The organism is Roseibium denhamense, from assembly GCF_009711415.1.
Classification (GTDB): domain Bacteria; phylum Pseudomonadota; class Alphaproteobacteria; order Rhizobiales; family Stappiaceae; genus Roseibium; species Roseibium denhamense.
The window spans coordinates 1-18,489 of the sequence record NZ_SMLZ01000073.1; the positions used below are offsets into that span (position 1 = coordinate 1).

Below are 18,489 nucleotides of genomic sequence, written 5' to 3' on the forward strand. Positions count from 1 at the left end.
AAGTGTCGGTCGGTCTCGGTGTTTAGCCAGCGCAAAGATAACAAAGGGCGAATAACGGACGTTCTCTGCAGATGGAACAAATGCCGGCAGTGCGGACCTTTCGGACCTTTGACCAAATGGAAGAGACCGGCCCTTTGCCGCCGTTGGTACGACATGCGGCGAATGACCAAAATGTGTCTGGTTGGCACGGTATGGGAGCAGCGTCTAAACCATCCGTCGATGATCACTCATATCCCGGAGCGCGTCGCGCACGATAACAAACGAGGAGTGAAGGAAGAGGGCGGCAATCCCAAAGGCGACAACCAGATCCGGCCACGCCGTGCCTGTTAGTACCACCAAAAACGCCGCTACAACGACCGCTGCATTTCCAATTGCGTCATTGCGAGAAAACAGCCAAACCGCCCGAACATTTGCGTCTCCGGCACGATGAGGAACAAGCACAAGCGCAGCGGCAACATTTACAGCGAGTGCAATGAGCGCAAACACTCCCATCAACTGCGCTTCAATAGGCTGCTGCTCGAACACCCGCTAGAATGTGTTGCCAACGACAACCAGACCAAGCAAACCCAGAAACACACCCTGAATGAGGGCCGACCGGCCGCAACTGGTGGGTATCTTCCCCAGAGAACGCAGTCAGACTTTCAAAGCCGGCTCCCTCTTATGCGATGCCGATGCCGTCACCGGCTTCGGGGAGGGCTGGATCACGGGTGTGACCCATTCACCCGCACTGGGGCACTGGATTGGCATCGGCTATATCTCTGGCGGTGCAGAGGCTTGGAAAGAGAGGCCGGCCGTTGCCGCCGATCCGGTTCGCTCGGGAAATGTCGACGTTGAAATCGTGTCGCCGCACATGTTCGATCCCACTGGAGAAAGAATGCATGGCTGAGTGGAGATCCGCTTTGAAGGGGCAACTGTCGCTTGGAAAGGTCGGAACAAGCGATGGGAGTGGCGTAACCATTTCCGAGGTGACATCATTCTCGCTTCTTCAGATTGCCGCCTGGCCGGACTGCCTGCAGGACGTCGGCGGGGTGGCAGCCGTGCTTGCCGACTGTGACCGTGTGCCATCGCCGGGACAAGCCGTTCAAGGAACCCAAGCCACCCTGATGCGGGTGGAGCCGTTGAAATGGTGGCTGATCAGCCAGCACGGGCACCTGGAGCAGCTTTCATTGGCCGGCGACAAGGGTGCAGGGCTGGATCTGTCCTCGTCCAGAACCTGGCTAACGCTGCATGGCCCGAAAGCGGCTGACTTGTTGAACCATTTCCTGCCGCTCAACTTGTCCGATACGGCATTCCCACTCGGGTCCGTCGCCTCAACCGCGATCCACCATGTCGGTGTCACGCTGTGGCGGGATGCTCAGGGGATCAGCCTTCTTTTGCCGCGCAGCTTCGCAGTCTTCCTCTGGGAACAACTCACGGACAGCGCCGCGCAATATGGTTATGAAGTTGCCTGAACACCCTTTGGGCGGTGCGCTCGAAAAGTCGATCCTGAATGTGGCTTGGCACAATGGCGCCGACCAAGCCAACGCCCTCTCGTTTGGACCTCAGGCTGATCACATCGACGTGGAATCATTCAAAATAACCCCGAAACGCAGGCGACCCCATCTGCCAGTTCGAACCGGAGGATGTGCGCGGTGCTTTGCGGCCGGCGGATATAAAACAGGCTGCATTGGATGAGGTCCAGCGAAAACGAATATCAAATTGACAGGGGTCAAGGGACAGGACTGCGCCCGTCATCATGATACGTTACCCTGGGTCTTCCATTGCCCATCCTACGATCAGTCTGGAACCGGACCATCATGGCCAAAACGCTTTGTATCGCGCCTAACCCGGCCATCGATATCTCCTGCGCCGCAGAGCGGGTGCAGTCCCTGCACAAGACTGGCACGGCAAATGAAAGCACTCTCCCCGCGCCGCAATTCTCAGGTCGGCTGAATTATTCGTTTCGGCCTATCGTGCGATCCGCAGCGAATGTCGTGATTCCGCCCGAAGCCGACGTTTGTGCCGATCGCAATGACTGTCTCAAACGAGCCCAAATTGCCGAATGCTGCGGGTTGGCGAATGTCGGGGTTCCGCCCAAGAACGACCTATGAGCTTTCGGACTAACTTGTGCGCAGCACAAGGAGTTCATCGGGCCGTTTGGAAATGGAGGAGACGGAGCTCAATCCTAGCCAGGCGGGTATATTGCGCGTGAACTTTGGTGGCCCATCGACGTGAAGCCTGCCCTCATCACGGGCCTTGGTGAGGGAAAGCCAACCCATCCAAACACGCGTGAAATCCTGCACGCCTGCTTCAATATGGACGTCAATCTCATGCCCCGGATCGATGTAGCAAACATCTATCTCGCCTTGTTCGACTACCAGCCAATGATCTGTTTTACCTTTAGGCCCGTCAGGGAAACAGAAATGAAGCACGAACCGTGCAGGCAAGTCGTCGGGTAATCGAAGGTTGCGCCGCACATCCCACATCAGGAAATCGGTATCGATATCCTCAAGCGAAGGTTCTGTGTCGATCCATTCTTGTCCCCACTCAGCAACATGGCGAACAATAGGTCCAAGGGATCGCCCTGCTTCAGTGAGCCGGTAATGTGTTGGTTTGCCGGGCCCTTCAGCCTCTTTGGAGAGCAGGCCGACTTGCTCAAGGTCTTTGAGACGTTGAGACAACATACTACGCGACATCAGAGGAACGCCGCGAGCGATGTCGTTGAACTGGGTCGAGCCCTCCAGCAACTCTCGCAACAGCAAGAGCGTCCAGCGGGTTCCTAGGATCTCGGTCGCCATCGAAAGCGGGCAGTACTGCCCGTAGCGCGGTCGTGACTTCATAGTATCGCCTCCCGTTCACCTCGCCACATTACCAGCGATGGCTTGGACAGCCAGTTCGAAAACTGAACTAGTTAGCGATGGATCTCTGCGCTTCCATGAGCGGCGTAAATTGGATCAGGAGGACATCATGAAGAAATACGTTATCGAACGCGACATTCCTGGCGCGGGTTCCATGAACGACGGCGAAGCTGTCGCAGCGGCTCAGAATTCTAATGCCGCACTCGCCCAACTGGCACCAACAGTTCAATGGCAGCATAGCCATGTCGCTGGAGACAAGATCTTCTGCGTGTACTTGGCTGACGACGAAGCCGCTATCCGAAAGCACTCTGAGATCAGCGGTATCCCGATCACCGCCATTTATCAGGTCGATCGTGTTATGGATCCAGCGTCAGCAATCACCTGAGGACAAACCATGCCCAACGTATTCGGAATAGCGGTCGACGAGGAAATCACTACTCAGCAAGGTTTGCGAGAGCATCGTCAGCCACCGTCACGGTTTGTCGCCAACAAGGCTATTGACCACGTCGATGGCCTGTCGCGTCGCTTTATTGCGGCCTCCTCAATGGTCATCTTGGCGACACGGCGACCGGATGGCGGCATCGACACAACACCGCGTGGTGATCCACCGGGCTTCGTTAAAGTCCTCAATGACAAAGTCATCGCGCTACCCGATCGATTGGGCAACAACCGAGCCGATGCTTTTGAGAACATCTTGGTTGACCTAGGCGTCGGCCTCTACTTCATCATTCCAGGGCATCGCGACAGCCTGCGGATATCTGGTCGAGCCCGAATTGTTCGTGACGACAATCTGCTTTCAGCGATGAAGGTACGAGGACACTCGCCCGATCTGGCGATCCTCGTTGAAGTCGACCATGTGATGAGCCATTGCCCCAAGGCTTTCGTGCGCGCCGCCATGTGGGAAGCAGACGACTGGCCCGACGTATCCGACGTGCCGTCAGCGGGCACTTTCCTCAAAACACACGGCGGCCTTGATGACGCGGTCTCCGATGTTGACGCCGTTGTCGTCCGAGATCGGCAGAATAGACTTTACTAAACGGAATGAACCACTAGCCCAACGACCGCTTTCCGCCCATAGCTGACCGGTACCCCTGAGCTGGATCCATCTTGCGTGAACCACGACAACTGGCCCGCGCGAAAAGCGAAGTCCTAGAGAAACCGCGATGACGCTTTGGGGATGCCTCATGGGGTCGGCAGCTCGGCCGCTCCAATCCCCGGAAGTGCGAGAAGATTGATGGTATCAGTTTACTGCTCGAAACGGACATCCAGTGAGGCGGTCACGGCTTCCTTTACCTAAACCGCTCCCGGTGTTGCTGGCGGTTCCGCTGATCCCGTTTGCGGCGCGCGACCGCATACCGCCCGCGTGGATGCGGTTCACTGTGCACGGTGTCGGTGAACCGTTCCCAGGGAAACTCAGAAGAAACACTCTCGGCCTGTTCGATGTAGGCCACCCGCTTTTGGTCTTCTGTGTATACCTGACGGGGGACAAGTTGAACCTGCGCAAGCGGAACGTTGAAGGGCAATCGAATTTCGCGGTTTGTTTCCGTGATGCGGATATTCACGAAAATGGGACATGGTTTGAATTCGTCCGTCTCCACCATGCCTTCGTAGACCTGGAATGGGCCGCGTGGAGTGTTCGCGGGTGCACGCACCAGAACACTCCACCCCGGCGCGGTTTCCACGAAATGGCCGGTGAAGATCTGGAGGGTGCCCGGCAACGGGACGGGTCTGAGGAACGCCGGGAAATGGCGCCTTAAATTATCCGGCGCAAGATTTTCCCAATTTCTTCTTGAAACCGTCATTCAGATACTCGCTCTTAACGAGAACCCATTCACCTTCCAGGTAGGCATAGACAATGTCCTCGCTAACCGTCAGCGTGAGCGTTTTGGGCGGATAGACGTACCAACCGAAAGAAGAGGCGGTGCGCATCGCCTCACAATAGCGAAACGCATCCGTTGGCATGCTTCCATATGCTGACGGGTCGGCCGGTATGATGGCCGGAACACCATCGAACATTTTGTAGAACTTTATGAGGTGCTCGGACATTCGGATCTCGTTTTTGCAGGAGTTCCCCTATCATGGGGAGTGGCTGATCGAACGGGAGAGTCTTGAGAGACTTGCAAGCTGCCATCACTTTAGCTGGATGCTCAGAACACCGAAACGACCGCAGCGCAGTTTGACTGCGTTGCATGGCCGTTCGGCTTTTCCAGGCTAGAAACAATCCCGCATGATCCTGCGCCCGGCCGGCGTTTGAACAACGCGCGGCATCAAGTTGTAGGACGCCCCAACGGCGGTCGGAGCAGCCTTGCGGACCGTGGGCAGTTTATCGATTTTCCGGTGTTCCGTTTTCATCTGTTTCTCTTTCTTGTCTCGGCTTGGTCGAAAGATTCCAACGCGGGCTGGTAAGGCTTTCAAAAGGGATCAAAGAGAGGGATGTTGGCTTTTCGAACCTCGGCGATCTCAAATGTATTTGCGAACCCGTCCGAAATGTCCCGCAAACTCTCGGTCATATCGGCCGTTGGCTGTCAGCAGTTCCAGCCTGTGGGGCAGGCCAATGCCTGTGATGTGCCAAGTACTCCAGACATCTCCAAAATTAATGCTGAAGCGATTATGGCGATTGCAATGACGCCGTATGCGCGTAGATGTTTTTTTGCATTTTTCATTTTAAGGCCTCCCGGCTTCTAATCACAGGTAATGGTCTGTCCAGCTGTTGCTCGACTTTTATTTGGGAGGGAGATTTTGATATTACAAATTAATGATGTTTAATGGATCTCTCCCGATTTGCTTGGGTCAACGTGTTCGCTTTTCGCTATCGGGGCATCTTCCGACAAAAGACGTTCTGCCCTTTGAGTATTGAGCAAGCAGCTTTTGCGGCAGACCGTATGGATAATGTCAGACGCGCGAGCTGTCCGCTCCCAGCGCCAGAAAGCATCGTTCCGATAGACCAGAGACCGACGATGCACTAAAAATTAATCCGGACCACCCAATGGGGGCACACCAGCTGTTTTGCTGATCACAAAACAGCATATCGATCGGCAGCCTCATTTGTCCTTTGACCGACTTGGTCACGATATAAGTGAAATAACGGGACATACCGATGCTGGCATCCAGCATTTCATCGATCAGCCGTTGATAGGTATCGATGTCGCGCGTGACAATTTGCAGAAGGTAGTCGAACCCGCCACCCAGCGCCCAGCAGGCGACAACCTCGTCATAGTTCTGCATCGCAGCTTCGAACGCCCGGAAACTTGCGGCGGTGTGATCAGCGATCTCGGCCGCAACAAAGACGGTGACATGCGGTGCCAGCTTCTTGAGATTGATCCGCGCGCCATACCCTTCGATCAGACCGGCCTTCTCCAGCTTTTTCAGGCGTTCCCAGCAGGACGTTGGGGACAAGCCGATCCTGTCGGCCAATGCCGCCTTGGTGACCCGTCCGTCCTGAGTGAGAACGGACAGAATCTGAATATCACGGTCATCCAGCCGCATCACAGCACAGTCGGGCCGATCGGTGTATGGGTCAGACGCTCGGGCCCCTCCGGCGCCAGCATGATCGAGTTCGACGCGAAGAAATCCCCGCGCCCGGTGTCAAAGAACCAGTTGAGCTGGTGGAAGGTCATGCCCTCGCGGATCACCAGATCGCTGCCGGGGCGCAGGCCGGTTACCTTGTTGCCGCCGGTCCAGGCGGGCGGGAAGCCGATGCCTACGATGTAGCCGCAATGGTGACGCCAGAAATCCTGCATGCCCACGCCGTCCAGCACTTCCTGGCTGGCAGCGAACACGTCGCCCGCTGTCGTGCCCTCTTTCAACGCGTCCAGAACGGCATCGCTGGCCTTGGCGACGATTTCCGCCATTTCGGCGTCTTCGTCGCGGATCGATCCCAGATGTACAAGGCGCCCCAAAGGTGCGTGATAGCGGCTGACGCAGCCGGAAAGCTCCAGCATCACCCGTTCGCCCGCCTTGTAGGTGCCGTCGCCCCATACTGTGTGGGGTTCGTTGATGCGCGCTTCGGGCCGGATGAAAGGGCCAAAGCCCGGAGGGTTGCTACCGGCCCGGATCATCGCAGCGTCACATTCAGCCACGACATCCACCTCGCGCGCGCCGTCATGGATGGCGGCGATGGCGGCCTGCATGCCGATGTCGGAAATCTTTGCCGACTGGCGGGTCAGCTCCATTTCCTCGGGCGATTTCACCCAGCGCATATGGTCAACCATGCCGGAGATATCGGTCCAGTCGCCAGCATCAACCCGCTCAAAAATCTCCTGCCCGGCGCCATAGCTCATGCCCAGCGTATCGACCTCGAACCCCAGCTTCTTGCCCGCAAGGCTGATCTGGCTCAGCTCGCGCGTGAGGCCGAAGGGAGCACTTTCGCTGTCGTCGTGGCCTACAAAACGCGCGTTGCGCAGCTGGTTGCCGATTGTGATCCACTCCATGCCGCGGGTGACCAGCACCATTTCGCCATCGGCGGGAACAATCAAATATGTGGGGGCAAAATAGCCCCAGTGGTCCAGCCCGGTCAGGTAGAACACACTTTCAGGCTGGGCCAGAACGATCAGGTCAAGGCCGCGGGTCGCCATCTCGGCCCGCACGGTAGACGCGCGGCGGGCCAGTTCCGCATCGGAAAACGGGTTCTTGAACATCGGCGGAGTCCTTATGCCTGAATAACGGTTCCGGCGGAGCCGAAATGTTTGCGCACATGGGTGGCGATGGCGGTGTCCTGCGCGCCGGTGCCGGTGAGGTCGCAGATGGTCACGGCCTCGGGCGAACTGCGACCCGATTTGCTGCCGGCGATTACCTCGCCCAGCTCGGCAGGCGTGCCCTTGTCCCAGAGTCCAGCGGCCTTGGCCGCCTCCAGCTCACCTGAGACCTCGCACTGGCTGACGCTGTCGCAGATATAGGCGTCTGCGGTGACCAGCGCGGCGGGGTCGATCTCATTCTTGCCGGCCTGATCTGAACCCATCGCGGTGATGTGTAACCCCGGATGCAGCCATTCGGCCTTAAGTACCGGTTCACGCGCGGGGGTGGTCGTGACCACCAGTTGCGACTGACCTACGAGTTCGGCTGCTTCCGCCATCACCTCAGCCTCGATACCGAGCGCATTCGACAGATCTGCGGCGCAGGCGGCAGCCTTTTCGGTGTCACGACCGCAAACCAGAACCCGCTTGAACGGGCGCACCAAATGGGCGGCAATCATTTGCAGTCGCGCCTGCACGCCTGTGCCGATCACACCTGCGGTCTCCACTGTTTCCGGGGCCAGGTGCCGGGCGGCGACAGCGCCCGCTGCCGCAGTGCGCACGTCGGTCAGGTAACCATTGTCGAGGAAAAGCGATTCCACCAGCCCGGTTTTGGCCGAGAACAGGATCATCAACCCATTGAGGCTAGGCAGACCCAGCTTCGGGTTGTCGAAGAAGCCCGGCGAAACCTTGATCGCGAACCCATCAAAACCCGGAATATAGGCGGTTTTGACGTCGACCTCACCATTGGCCTCATGCAAGTCCAACGACAGGATCGGCGGCATCACCACCTTGCCGGAGGCCAGCGCCGCGAAGGCCAGCTCAACCACGTCAACGGCGGTGAGGTCGAGCTTTACGGCCTCTTTCAGTTCGGCCTCGGTCACGATCTGAATATCATGCGCCATAGGTCTTCCCTTTCACTTCAAGGTCCCCGATCATCACGTCCTGACCGGTCATGATTTTCGCAAAAGTCGGCATGTCCAGATTGCGCCCGGTGATCACCGTGCCGACAGGACCAGTCGGTTGCGGCAGTTTGCCAGCCAGCAACGCCGCCTGCCCGACGACCGAGGCACCCTCGGCCACGATGCGATCCTCAAAAAACATCACCTGCATGGCGTGGCGGATTTCGTCCTCAGTCACCAGGATCGTATCATCTAGCAGGTCTCGGCAGACCGGATAGCTGAGCCGGTTCTCCAGCCCGATCCCGCCGCCCAGCGAGTCTGCCAGCGAGGCATATTCCGGTAATTCCACCGGCTTGCCCGCGCGGATGCTTTCATACATGGCCGCGCCGCGATCCATGGTAATGCCAATGACCTTGATGTCCTGATTGATTGCCTTGGCCGCCGTGGCAACACCTGCCGCCAGCCCGCCGCCGGAAAGCGGCACCAGGATCATGTCCAGATCGGGCCGCGCCTCGAGCATTTCAAAACCGATGGTTCCCTGACCGCCGATCACATGCGGATCGTCAAAAGGTGAAATCTCAACCAGTCCCTCGGCGTCGCACAGACGCTGGCTTTCGTGCATCGCTTCGTCCTGCGTGGCGCCGATTATGCGTACATCTGCACCGAGCGCCTTGATGCCATCGACCTTGGCCTGCGGTACCAATTTGGACATGCAAATCACCGCCTTCATGCCGCGCTTATTGGCCGCAAAAGTCACGCCGCGCCCGTGATTGCCGGTAGAACAGCAGGTCACCCCTTGCACATCATCCGGTAACGCCATCACCGCCGACATAGCACCACGCAGCTTGAAGGCGCCGACGGGCTGCATGTTCTCCATCTTCATCAGGAAGTCATGCCCCGCCACCTTCGACATGAAAGGAGACGGAATGAAGGGAGTATTGTCCGCCACGCCCCGAATTCGGTGGCGGGCGGAGAGAATGTCCGCAAGGGTGAAGTTCATTTTTTAGTCCGCTGATTTAACTGCGCTGAGGAACTGCTGCGTGCGTTCACGCTGCGGGTTATCGAACAGGTCTGCAGGAGCGCCTTGCTCCTCAATCTTGCCTCCGAAGAAGAAGCAGACACGGTCCGAGATTTCCCGGGCAAAACCCATCTGGTGCGTCACCATCATAATCGTGAGATTGTGAGCTGAGACGAGCCCTTTGATGACTTCGGTCACTTCACCGATGACCTCGGGGTCCAGTGCCGATGTCACCTCGTCCAACAGCAAGACCTTGGGGCGCATTGCGAGAGCACGAGCGATCGCGACACGTTGCTGCTGACCACCAGACAAACGCGAAGGGTGCTGATCCTTCTTGTCAATGAGCCCCACCAGTTCAAGCAACTCTTCGGAACGTTCCCGGGCATTCTTTTTCGACATCCCCAGCACCTGAACCGGTCCCTCCATACAGTTCTGAAGTGCGGTCATATGAGGAAACAGGTTGAAATGCTGAAAGCACATGCCGACGGGTTCGCGCGCCTGGCGCAGGTATTTTTCAGACGCTTGAACAAGTCTTCCGCGCTGTTGCATGTGTGTCAACGGCTTGCCGTCCACATAAATCACGCCGCCCTGAATACGTTCCAGCATCAGCATCCGCAGCACAGTGGTCTTGCCTGATCCCGAAGGCCCGATGATCGACACCATCTCGCCCTCGGCAATGTCCAGATTCAAGTCGTCCAGAACCGTGAGTGCTCCGTAACGTTTGGTCACGTTCTGGAACCGCACCATCGGCTTGTCACTTTCCGGCAGTTCCAGCGGGTATTGCGAGAGGTCTTCCATCAGATCATTCCCAGTTTGCGGCGAACCCAGGTTTCAAAGACGCGGATCACACCGGCCGATGGCAGCGAAATCAGCAGAAAGATGACACCGACGATCGTATAGGGCTCAAGGTAGCGGTAATGTTGTCCGCCAATTGCATTGGCGGCATGCATAAGCTCGGCGACACCAATCACTGAAAGCATCGGTGTGTCTTTAAAGATCCCCACAAGGTAATTCCCCATCCCGGCCACCGAGGGTGGCAAAGCCTGTGGAATTATGATGCGGAAGTAGGTATCGCTCGTGGACAAGGACAAAGAGCGACATGCTTCCCACTGCCCGACGGGAACACTTTCTATTCCTCCGCGATATACCTCAGAAAGATAGGCGGAATAGTGCAGGCCAATTGCAATCATACCAGCCACCCAGGGACTGAGATCGATTCCGTATTGCGGCCCGACGTAATAGACGAAGAAGATCTGCAGCACGAGAGGTGTCGAGCGAATGAATTCCACGAATTCGCGAACAATCAACGTCAACAGCGAAATGGGAGTACGTTGCGCCAACGCCAGAAACAGACCCAATACGATGGCGATTGAATAACCTAACCCGGCAGCGATCAGCGTATTGCCCGTCGCAACGAGCATTCGAGGCATAATTTCCCAGGTGAATTCCCAATTCCATTCCATGGATCAGGCCCTCCCCAACTTGCGCGTCATGAACCGTTCAAGCCAGCGCATGAAGGGGGTCACGATGAATCTCGCGAAGACAAAATACATAATCAGAGCTGTGCCGAAGGATTGCGCCGACAGGAAAGTCGATCCATTGATCTGACGCGCTTCGAACATAAGGTCGGGGACTGCAATCAAGGCGACCAGAGCCGTCCCTTTCAGCAATTCGATGATCAGATTGCCCCATGGCGGGAGCATGTTCAAAAGCGCTTGTGGCAATATTATCCGCCACATTCTCTTTGCCGGAGACATGGAGAGTGAATAGGCTGCCTCCCATTGCCCCCTCGGCACGGCCTGGATCCCGCCGCGCACAAGTTCCGCGCCATAAGCCCCCAGGTTGAGGCCGAGCGCCAGGAAACCGGTGACATACTTGTCGAACGTAAGCCCGAACAGAGGCAAAACGTAAAACAGCAAGAATAGTTGGACGAGAAGAGACGATCCGCGAAAGAACTCGATGTAAGCCACCGCTGGCCATCGCAGGGCCGGATTGGAAGACAATTTGCCCAATCCCATGACCAACGAAACCATAACGGCCAGTACAGCTGCAAGTAGAAACTGTATCGCCGTTACCTGGAGGCCATCCAGAAACCGGGGACCATACTCGGCGAGAAATTCGGTATAGGACATATCTCCCCCCACCCCGCGAAACCAAAAAAGGCCGGCCCAAATCAGAACCGGCCTTAGAAACTTTTTGGATCAACGGTTGGCGCAAACCCACTCGGTCTTTTCGCCCTTGGGCAGAACCTTTTCGTCGTAGCCGTATTCGGCAACAGAGTTGAGCATGGCCTCAGAGCCCAGGTACTTGGCCTGTGCCTCGTTGAACTTGGCAGTGAAATCGGCATCATCGTGACGGAATCCGATACCTACCCAGTTTTGGGTCCAGTCCGGAAGCGCACCTGGGTCGGTCACTTCGATTTCAGGGTTTTCTTTGGCCAACGCCTGCGCCGTAAAAAAGGTCACGGCTCCTGCATCAGCCCGTCCAGCTCTAACAGCAGCCAGAATTTCGGTCGGCCCCGGCACTTGCATGATTTTGTTTTCAGGGATGCCTTCCTTGATCGCCGCCTCAACCGTGTTGAAACCTGCACCGGTTACCATGGTGGCGTCTTTTTCGAGAATATCTTTGTACGACTGCACGCCTGCAGGATTGCCTTTTTGAACAATGAAGGCGTCTGACACCTTGGCCATGGGCTCTGAGAAGGTCACGTTCTCGCAGCGAGTATTGAGAATATACATGCCGCCAGTGATGATATCGAAACGATTTGCCTGAAGGCCGGGAATAAGCCCACCCCAATCGGTCACCACAGGCTCGATATTCTCATATCCCATTTCTTTGAGCACACCCAGAACGTGAGTATTCACAAAACCTAGCGGCTTGTTTCCTTCGCCCGGATAGGCCCAGGGCACTTCGTTAGCGAACCCGATGCGGATGGTTTCACCGCCATCAATCCGATCCTGTAGCGGGCCGGCGAGTGTCGCGGTAGTGCTGATAGCAACTGCGGCAAATGCGGCAGCAGCAGTTTTGACAAAACTCAAGAGTGTTTCCTCCCTTACACATGACTTTGTTTAGGAGCGCTTGTCCGACCCCATGTTGTGTACAACAACACATGAGAAAGTTTTGTGTCAACAGTTTCACGGTGAAAATGGTAATTTTTTGCCGTTTGACAGGCCAGTTTTTACTGATAATTATTCGACAGAGTTCAGAGAGAACTTATTTGTATACAAGTTGGCAAAATGACCTTAGTGAGCATTTTCCGCCAGCAACAGTTTTCGAGGATGCCATGCCGATTGAACACGCTCCCTTCAGCAAAGCTGAATATGATCGCCGGCTTGCCAAGACCCGCCAAGCCATGGCGACAGCCGGTATCGACGTACTGTTTGCCACGGACCCGTCGAATCAAGCCTGGCTGACGGGGTATGACGGCTGGTCCTTTTATGTCCACCAAGGCGTGATTCTGAGCATGGAAGGTGACCCGCTGTGGTGGGGACGGATGCAAGACGCCAATGGGGCGCGCAGAACCGTGTGGATGGAAGACGAAAAGGTGCTTGGATACGCCGATCATTATATCCAATCCACCTCTTGCCACCCGATGGAGGATCTGGCCAAACACTTGGATTCGATGGGTTTTTCCAAGGCGCGCATCGGAGTCGAGCTGGAAAACTACTATTACTCTGCCAAGGCCCACGCGGTGCTGGGCGCCGAACTGCCCAACGCTACCCTGGTCGACGCAACCGCTCTGGTGAACTGGCAGCGCGGCGTGAAATCGGCCGAAGAGATGAATTTCATCCGCAAGGCTGCGCTCATCACTGAGAAGATCATCAACGTCTCGCTGGAAAAGGCCGAGCCGGGCCTGCGCAAAAACGAACTTGTCGCCGAGATTTTCCATGCCGGCATTACCGGGGTCGAGGATGCCTGGGGAGACTATCCCGCCATCGTCCCGCTGACCCCGTCGGGTATTGACGCCACCGCGCCGCACCTGACCTGGAACGGCAACGAGATGAAAACCGGCGAATGCACCTTCTTTGAACTGTCGGGCTGCTATCGTCGCTACCACGCACCGCTGTGCCGTTCGATCTTCCTAGGCAAGCCGCCGCAGACCATGCTGGATGCCTCCGAAGCCCTGACCGCAGGGCTTGAAGCCGGTCTTGACGCCGCCAGCGCCGGCAATCGGGCCTGCGACATCGCCAACGCACTGAATGGTGAGCTGGCGAAGGTGGGCATCAACCGCGGCGGGCGCTGCGGCTATCCGATCGGTCTCAGCTATCCGCCCGACTGGGGCGAGCGCACCGTGTCGATCCGCCCGACTGACGAGACCGTTCTGCAACCCGGTATGACCTTCCACTTCATGCCCGGCCTCTGGTTAGACGATTGGGGTCTTGAGACCACCGAAACCATCGTGATCACCGAAAACGGTCCCGCAGAAGCCTTGTGCAATGTCGAGCGCAAGCTCTTTGTTAAGGATTAAGCATTGAACGCCCTTGAAAATACCAAGAGCCTGCTAGCGGAGCTGATCGGCTTCCCGACGGTCTCATCAGACAGCAATCTCGACATGATCAAACACCTCGCAGATCGACTATCCGACTGCGGGGCCGAGGTTGAGATCTGGCATGATGAGACGGGCACCAAAGCCAATCTTTTTGCAACATTGGGACCAAATCGCGATGGCGGCATCGTATTGTCGGGGCATTCCGATGTGGTGCCGGTGACCGATCAGGACTGGTCCTCCGAACCGTTTAGGATGGAGGAGCGGGACGACAAGTGGTTCGGGCGCGGAACATGCGACATGAAAGGTTTTATCGCCGCTGCCGTGGCCATGGCCCCGAAGTACGCGCAGCTCGATCTGCAGCGCCCGGTGCATTTTGCCTTTACCTATGACGAGGAAATCGGCTGCTTTGGTGCCCGCGCGCTGGCCGAGACCCTGCGCGAGAAAGGTATCAATCCCGCGGTGGCGATCATTGGTGAGCCCACCTCCATGCGAATCATCGAAGGTCACAAGGGCTGCTATGAATACACCACCCATTTCACCGGGCTTGAGGGGCATGGTTCCGGCCCCGACCGTGGCGTGAACGCGGTGGAATATGCGGTGCGCTATGTCTCGAAACTGCTGGAGCTGAAGGCGGATCTGCAAGGGCGGGCACCGGCCAATTCGCGATTCGAGCCGCCCTGGACCACGATCAACACAGGTGCGTTGGTGGGAGGCGTTGCGCATAACGTGATCCCCGGGAAGGCGCGCGTGGAATGGGAAATGCGACCGGTCCAGATGAGCGATGCGGATTACGTCAAAGACGAGTTGCACCGGTTCTGCGCCCATAACCTGATCCCGGCCATGCAAGCCAGCCATCCCGATGCAGGTATCGAGATCGAAGTGATTGGCGAGGTCGACGGGCTTGAACCGATGGACGACAACGAGGCCCGCGATTTGGTGATGGAGCTGACCGGGGCCAATGGGGCCGATGTGGTTCCCTTCGGCACCGAGGCGGGTATTTTCCAGGGGTTGGGCATGAGTGTTGTTGTCTGCGGCCCCGGCTCTATCAATCAGGCGCATAAGCCGGACGAATACGTGTCGGTCGATCAGATGGCCCAGTGCCTGGAAATGCTCGGGCGGTTATCCGCGAAATTGGTGTAACCTATGACCACGGCGCGCGCGGTTTCGGTTTTCTGGACGGGCGCGCCGGTTCTGTTCGTGCTGTTCTGGGCAGGTGGTTACAGTTTTGCCAAACTGGGCCTGCCCTATATCGAGCCGATGACCATGCTGGCGATCCGTTATGGATTGGCCGCATTGTGCCTTTTGCCGCTCCTGGCCTTGTTTCGTCCCGCCTTGCCAAGGGAGCCTGCGCATTGGCGGGCGATGATTCTCAGCGGCTTTCTCATTCAATGCGTCTACTTCGGGCTGGCCTATCTGGCGATGAAACAAGGGCTGGGCGCGGGCATCACTGCCATCGTAATGGCTTTGCAACCCGCGCTGGTCGCCGCCCTCTCGCCCTTGGTCGGAGAGGCGCGCGGCAAGCCGGTGATGTGGCTCGGTCTGGCGCTGGGGTTTGCCGGGGTAGCAATCGGCGTCTTTGACCGAACCAGCACCGTACCTCTGACTGCGGGGCTTCTGGCGGTGAGCGCACTGTTCGGCCTGACCGCTGCCACCCTGCTGGAAAAACTGCATGGTCGACGCAGCGACCCGGTGCTGGGCGGTGCGGTCCAATATGTGGTGGGCTTTGCCGTGATGCTGCCCGTTGCATTTGCCACGGAAACGATGGAAGTTACCTGGCACCCGGATCTGATCCTGTCGCTGGCCTATCTGGTGGTTGCCAATTCCCTGATTTCCATCAGCCTCTATGTTGCACTTGTACAGCGTGGCGACGCAACGCGCGTGTCCACACTGCTGTATCTGGTCACGCCGCTGGCCATTGCGCTGGCCTGGTTGATTTTGGGAGAACCCGTCACCTGGCGCATTGCATTCGGCTTTGTTCTCTGTCTCGCAGGGGTCTATATTGTACGACAATCCAAGGACTGACACTGTGAACATTCCCATGCCAGACAACTCGGAATTCAAGGCACGCGACCGATTCGAGCGCATGCACAATGAGATTCGAAACCGGATTTGCCTGCACGACTATGCGCCCGGAATGCGCTTGTCGGAAATAGAACTGGCCGAAGAATTTGGCGTGTCCCGAACACCGCTCAGGCGAGTGTTGGTTCGGCTTGAGGGAGAGGGATTGTTACAATCTGTACACGGGGTTGGCACTTTTGTAACCGACGCCGATATAAACGAGCTGGAGCAAACATATCGGCTGCGCATGGAACTGGCGGAGCTGACAGGCAAGTTGTCCCCCAGAGCGCCTGACGCCACCCTTTTGGTCGAATTCCAAACCCTGTCCGCGCGCTCAAAGGCCTTGATTGACGGGGCGGAGCCGCGTGCGTTTGCTCAACTGAATATGGATTTTTTTCAGGCGCTTCTGCAATTGACCGACAACGACCCGCTGCGCGACATCTCGGAAAGGCTCTATTTCCAAACCACGCGCATCTGGTTGAAATCCGTCTTTGCATCGAAAATCGATCTGGACGAAGAGGTGCGCGTATTCGACCGCGAGATCGACGACATCATGGCGGCCATTGAACTCGGCGACATGCAGGCTGCCGCGCTTATCCAACGCGCGCATATTTCGATGAGTTTCACGAGGATGCAACAATGACATCGTTGTGCGCATCCAATTGGGTGCAGAACAATCCGCTGTGACAGCACCTTTACGCAGGTGTTTTTTCTGCTAGTCAAACGACATTTGGTCTTAAACACTGGCAGTATCTGCCATCGTTCTCACAGGGAGGCACAGGTCGCGAAATCCGCGGCACGATTACCTGTTCCGAATTCCGAGGGACAGAGATGATCGGCGTGCACCCTTCGCGCATACTGGAGGGACGATGGGACGGTCCACCTGGCGCGGATCGCGCCCCAACAGATACGGTGCAATTTCTGCGATGCCTGCACGGGTGCCGAGGGCGTGGGCAGCAATATAGCTCGATCCAAATGGCGTACTTTCGCCCCACCCATCGGTGCCATCATCCGTGACAATGCGCACGATCGAGGCGTCGAAACTAGAGTATTCCCGTCCACCCGATAGCAAATAAACACCGCCTGAATAAGGCAGATCGACTTGGTATAGCTCTATTTTTGCAATCTTCATGTCGTCACCGGTGGCGGGATCAGAACGAGTTTTCCAGTATGTTCTTTGGCCAGAAAATCTGCCTGGGCAAGAGCGATATCGCGCAGTGGATAAGTCCGCGCAACAACCGGACGGATTTCACCTGCCTCGATATAGCGGATAAGATTGGTGAACACTTCGTCTTCCTGAAAGGTGCAGCCAAAGAGCGTTAGGTCTTTGAGGTAAAGCGTGCGCACGTCGATTTGTGCCAGTGGTCCTGCAATGGCTCCGGCAGTGACATAACGCCCGCCACGACGGAGCACATCCAGAAACGATGACCACTGATCGCCTGCGACAAGGTCGATCACCACATCCATGGACCCAGCCCCCAGTTCAGCGACTAGGTCGACACTACGGTCAATCACACGGTCCGCGCCAAGCGCCATCACCTCGGCCGTCTTGGAGGCCGATGACAACGCAGTCACCTCAGCGCCGCGTCGTTTGGCCAGCTGAACAGCGGCGGACCCGACACCACCGGATGCCCCAGTCACCAATACCCGTTCTGCGCCCACATTTGCGCGATGCAGCATGTTTTCAGCTGTCGAATAGGCGCAAGGCACAGAGGCGAGTTCAGCGTCAGTCCAGTTGCAAGCGACCGCATGAGTTTCGATCGCTGGGGCCACCGCAAATTGGGCAAATCCGCCATCGCATTCACTGCCAATCGTCCAACATTCATAGGGGCGAAAATCAACGTAAGTGCGCAACATATTACGGACCAAGACCCGTTCTCCGATACGGGTGTCGCTGACCCCGTCACCAACAGCCACAACATGGCCGCAAACATCGGCACCTTGGATGCGCGGGAAGGCCAATGGCGTGCCTGACCAGCTAGCGTCATCATCGTCCACACTGTCAAAGCCAATTGCGCCGCCGGTTTCAGTACCCTCGTTCACCGCCTTCGAATACCAGCCAATACGGGTATTGATATCCGTGTTGTTGATACCTGCCGCAGCAATCTGGATCAGTAACTCCCCAGGTTTTGGCTGCGGTATGAGCACATCCGTGCGGTAGTCCAACTTTTCCATGCCGCCGTGACCAGTCAATAAAACCGCATGCATTGTATCTGGTCGCATCAAAATTCTTCCAATCATAAAGCGAAATACGCTGGTTTAGCCGAACCATCATAGCAAGGGTGTGATATTGCCATTATAAGTTTCCGACATCTCTGCAGAACTATTCGTCGCTTTCGCGCCGAAGGCCTACATCCCGATCCTCTAATCCCATAGCTTCTCGACAGAAGCGGACCTTGGTGCAACCGCAGCGGAGTGGTGCTTTGTCCGCAGAGAGGAAATTCGTTCTCGCCGC

At 56.9% G+C, this 18,489-nt stretch carries 23 protein-coding genes; 8 read left to right on the forward strand and 15 right to left on the reverse strand.

What is annotated here, in order from left to right:
* Positions 1-204: 204 nt before the first annotated feature.
* Positions 205-525 (reverse strand): cation efflux transmembrane domain-containing protein, encoded by a 321-nt coding sequence (locus E1180_RS00835; protein ID WP_283404731.1) that lies wholly within the window; start codon positions 523-525, stop codon positions 205-207.
* Positions 526-583: 58 nt separating this feature from the next.
* Here E1180_RS00835 and E1180_RS00840 point away from each other — a divergent pair, with 58 nt between their 5' ends.
* Complete coding sequence (locus tag E1180_RS00840) at positions 584-886, forward strand: glycine cleavage T C-terminal barrel domain-containing protein (protein WP_208996771.1); 303 nt, start codon at positions 584-586, stop codon at positions 884-886.
* Entirely contained in the window at positions 879-1,451 is a 573-nt protein-coding gene (locus E1180_RS00845; RefSeq protein WP_208996773.1) for a sarcosine oxidase subunit gamma, read from the forward strand. Before E1180_RS00840 ends, E1180_RS00845 begins: the two co-directional genes overlap by 8 nt.
* 648 nt (positions 1,452-2,099) lie before the next feature.
* Here the strand turns inward: E1180_RS00845 and E1180_RS00850 are convergent.
* Positions 2,100-2,819 carry a winged helix-turn-helix transcriptional regulator gene (locus E1180_RS00850; protein ID WP_155189192.1) on the reverse strand — a complete coding sequence of 240 codons (720 nt, stop codon included), beginning with the start codon at positions 2,817-2,819 and terminating at the stop codon, positions 2,100-2,102.
* Between the two features lie 127 nt (positions 2,820-2,946).
* On the opposite strand from E1180_RS00850, the gene E1180_RS00855 reads away from it, so the two are divergent.
* Positions 2,947-3,222, forward strand: a complete 276-nt coding sequence (locus E1180_RS00855) for a DUF4242 domain-containing protein (RefSeq protein WP_155189193.1) — start codon at positions 2,947-2,949, stop codon at positions 3,220-3,222.
* 9 nt (positions 3,223-3,231) lie between these two features.
* Positions 3,232-3,873 carry an MSMEG_1061 family FMN-dependent PPOX-type flavoprotein gene (locus E1180_RS00860; protein ID WP_155189194.1) on the forward strand — a complete coding sequence of 214 codons (642 nt, stop codon included), beginning with the start codon at positions 3,232-3,234 and terminating at the stop codon, positions 3,871-3,873.
* 253 nt (positions 3,874-4,126) lie between these two features.
* Here the strand turns inward: E1180_RS00860 and E1180_RS00865 are convergent, their stop codons facing one another.
* The 11 genes from E1180_RS00865 to E1180_RS00915 form a co-directional block, all read right to left on the reverse strand.
* Complete coding sequence (locus E1180_RS00865) at positions 4,127-4,639, reverse strand: DUF6065 family protein (RefSeq protein WP_244313918.1); 513 nt, start codon at positions 4,637-4,639, stop codon at positions 4,127-4,129.
* Positions 4,596-4,883, reverse strand: coding sequence for a hypothetical protein (locus E1180_RS00870; protein ID WP_155189196.1), 288 nt, complete (start codon positions 4,881-4,883; stop codon positions 4,596-4,598). The genes E1180_RS00865 and E1180_RS00870 overlap by 44 nt, the downstream gene beginning before the upstream one ends.
* Before the next feature lie 165 nt (positions 4,884-5,048).
* On the reverse strand, positions 5,049-5,189 hold the full coding sequence (locus E1180_RS00875) for a hypothetical protein (RefSeq protein ID WP_155189197.1): 141 nt from the start codon (positions 5,187-5,189) through the stop codon (positions 5,049-5,051).
* A gap of 540 nt (positions 5,190-5,729) precedes the next feature.
* Positions 5,730-6,323, reverse strand: coding sequence for an Lrp/AsnC family transcriptional regulator (locus E1180_RS00880; RefSeq protein WP_155189198.1), 594 nt, complete (start codon positions 6,321-6,323; stop codon positions 5,730-5,732).
* Positions 6,323-7,474, reverse strand: a complete 1,152-nt coding sequence (locus tag E1180_RS00885; protein WP_155189199.1) for a M24 family metallopeptidase — start codon at positions 7,472-7,474, stop codon at positions 6,323-6,325. Before E1180_RS00885 ends, E1180_RS00880 begins: the two co-directional genes overlap by 1 nt.
* A gap of 11 nt (positions 7,475-7,485) precedes the next feature.
* Positions 7,486-8,472 (reverse strand): cyclodeaminase, encoded by a 987-nt coding sequence (locus tag E1180_RS00890; protein ID WP_155189200.1) that lies wholly within the window; start codon positions 8,470-8,472, stop codon positions 7,486-7,488.
* The gene (gene eutB / locus E1180_RS00895) at positions 8,462-9,469 is read right to left on the reverse strand and encodes a hydroxyectoine utilization dehydratase EutB (protein ID WP_155189201.1); all 1,008 of its coding nucleotides are present in this window, start codon (positions 9,467-9,469) and stop codon (positions 8,462-8,464) included. Before eutB ends, E1180_RS00890 begins: the two co-directional genes overlap by 11 nt.
* A gap of 3 nt (positions 9,470-9,472) precedes the next feature.
* Positions 9,473-10,285, reverse strand: a complete 813-nt coding sequence (gene ehuA, locus E1180_RS00900) for an ectoine/hydroxyectoine ABC transporter ATP-binding protein EhuA (RefSeq protein WP_155189202.1) — start codon at positions 10,283-10,285, stop codon at positions 9,473-9,475.
* The gene (ehuD, locus tag E1180_RS00905) at positions 10,285-10,950 is read right to left on the reverse strand and encodes an ectoine/hydroxyectoine ABC transporter permease subunit EhuD (RefSeq protein WP_155189203.1); all 666 of its coding nucleotides are present in this window, start codon (positions 10,948-10,950) and stop codon (positions 10,285-10,287) included. Before ehuD ends, ehuA begins: the two co-directional genes overlap by 1 nt.
* Positions 10,951-10,953: 3 nt before the next feature.
* Entirely contained in the window at positions 10,954-11,619 is a 666-nt protein-coding gene (ehuC, locus tag E1180_RS00910) for an ectoine/hydroxyectoine ABC transporter permease subunit EhuC (RefSeq protein WP_155189204.1), read from the reverse strand.
* Positions 11,620-11,688: 69 nt separating this feature from the next.
* A complete protein-coding gene (locus E1180_RS00915) occupies positions 11,689-12,525 on the reverse strand; it encodes a transporter substrate-binding domain-containing protein (protein ID WP_155189205.1) in 837 nt (278 codons plus the stop codon).
* Between the two features lie 245 nt (positions 12,526-12,770).
* Here E1180_RS00915 and E1180_RS00920 point away from each other — a divergent pair, with 245 nt between their 5' ends.
* The 4 genes from E1180_RS00920 to E1180_RS00935 are packed head-to-tail and all read left to right on the forward strand — an operon-like array spanning position 12,771 to position 16,677.
* Entirely contained in the window at positions 12,771-13,955 is a 1,185-nt protein-coding gene (locus E1180_RS00920; protein ID WP_155189206.1) for a M24 family metallopeptidase, read from the forward strand.
* Between the two features lie 3 nt (positions 13,956-13,958).
* On the forward strand, positions 13,959-15,116 hold the full coding sequence (argE, locus tag E1180_RS00925; protein WP_155189207.1) for an acetylornithine deacetylase: 1,158 nt from the start codon (positions 13,959-13,961) through the stop codon (positions 15,114-15,116).
* A 3-nt stretch (positions 15,117-15,119) separates the two neighbouring features.
* Positions 15,120-15,998 carry a DMT family transporter gene (locus E1180_RS00930; protein ID WP_155189208.1) on the forward strand — a complete coding sequence of 293 codons (879 nt, stop codon included), beginning with the start codon at positions 15,120-15,122 and terminating at the stop codon, positions 15,996-15,998.
* Positions 15,976-16,677: a GntR family transcriptional regulator gene (locus E1180_RS00935; protein ID WP_244313919.1), complete on the forward strand. Its 702-nt coding sequence runs from the start codon at positions 15,976-15,978 to the stop codon at positions 16,675-16,677. The genes E1180_RS00930 and E1180_RS00935 overlap by 23 nt, the downstream gene beginning before the upstream one ends.
* A gap of 159 nt (positions 16,678-16,836) precedes the next feature.
* Here E1180_RS00935 and E1180_RS00940 read toward each other — a convergent pair whose 3' ends face one another.
* Together E1180_RS00940 and E1180_RS00945 are read right to left on the reverse strand one after the other, a co-directional pair.
* Positions 16,837-17,166 carry an enolase-like domain-containing protein gene (locus tag E1180_RS00940; RefSeq protein WP_208996775.1) on the reverse strand — a complete coding sequence of 110 codons (330 nt, stop codon included), beginning with the start codon at positions 17,164-17,166 and terminating at the stop codon, positions 16,837-16,839.
* Entirely contained in the window at positions 17,163-18,257 is a 1,095-nt protein-coding gene (locus tag E1180_RS00945) for an alcohol dehydrogenase family protein (RefSeq protein WP_244313920.1), read from the reverse strand. The genes E1180_RS00940 and E1180_RS00945 overlap by 4 nt, the downstream gene beginning before the upstream one ends.
* Positions 18,258-18,489: the final 232 nt, after the last annotated feature.

Coding starts and splice junctions, on each gene's coding strand:
- E1180_RS00840 (WP_208996771.1), top strand. CDS start 584: ATGAGGGCCGACCGGCCGCAACTGGTGGGTATCTTCCCCAGAGAACGC.
- E1180_RS00845 (WP_208996773.1), top strand. CDS start 879: ATGGCTGAGTGGAGATCCGCTTTGAAGGGGCAACTGTCGCTTGGAAAG.
- E1180_RS00850 (WP_155189192.1), bottom strand. CDS start 2,819: ATGAAGTCACGACCGCGCTACGGGCAGTACTGCCCGCTTTCGATGGCG.
- E1180_RS00855 (WP_155189193.1), top strand. CDS start 2,947: ATGAAGAAATACGTTATCGAACGCGACATTCCTGGCGCGGGTTCCATG.
- E1180_RS00860 (WP_155189194.1), top strand. CDS start 3,232: ATGCCCAACGTATTCGGAATAGCGGTCGACGAGGAAATCACTACTCAG.
- E1180_RS00865 (WP_244313918.1), bottom strand. CDS start 4,639: ATGACGGTTTCAAGAAGAAATTGGGAAAATCTTGCGCCGGATAATTTA.
- E1180_RS00870 (WP_155189196.1), bottom strand. CDS start 4,883: ATGTCCGAGCACCTCATAAAGTTCTACAAAATGTTCGATGGTGTTCCG.
- E1180_RS00875 (WP_155189197.1), bottom strand. CDS start 5,189: ATGAAAACGGAACACCGGAAAATCGATAAACTGCCCACGGTCCGCAAG.
- E1180_RS00880 (WP_155189198.1), bottom strand. CDS start 6,323: ATGCGGCTGGATGACCGTGATATTCAGATTCTGTCCGTTCTCACTCAG.
- E1180_RS00885 (WP_155189199.1), bottom strand. CDS start 7,474: ATGTTCAAGAACCCGTTTTCCGATGCGGAACTGGCCCGCCGCGCGTCT.
- E1180_RS00890 (WP_155189200.1), bottom strand. CDS start 8,472: ATGGCGCATGATATTCAGATCGTGACCGAGGCCGAACTGAAAGAGGCC.
- eutB (WP_155189201.1), bottom strand. CDS start 9,469: ATGAACTTCACCCTTGCGGACATTCTCTCCGCCCGCCACCGAATTCGG.
- ehuA (WP_155189202.1), bottom strand. CDS start 10,285: ATGGAAGACCTCTCGCAATACCCGCTGGAACTGCCGGAAAGTGACAAG.
- ehuD (WP_155189203.1), bottom strand. CDS start 10,950: ATGGAATGGAATTGGGAATTCACCTGGGAAATTATGCCTCGAATGCTC.
- ehuC (WP_155189204.1), bottom strand. CDS start 11,619: ATGTCCTATACCGAATTTCTCGCCGAGTATGGTCCCCGGTTTCTGGAT.
- E1180_RS00920 (WP_155189206.1), top strand. CDS start 12,771: ATGCCGATTGAACACGCTCCCTTCAGCAAAGCTGAATATGATCGCCGG.
- E1180_RS00930 (WP_155189208.1), top strand. CDS start 15,120: ATGACCACGGCGCGCGCGGTTTCGGTTTTCTGGACGGGCGCGCCGGTT.
- E1180_RS00940 (WP_208996775.1), bottom strand. CDS start 17,166: ATGAAGATTGCAAAAATAGAGCTATACCAAGTCGATCTGCCTTATTCA.
- E1180_RS00945 (WP_244313920.1), bottom strand. CDS start 18,257: ATGCGACCAGATACAATGCATGCGGTTTTATTGACTGGTCACGGCGGC.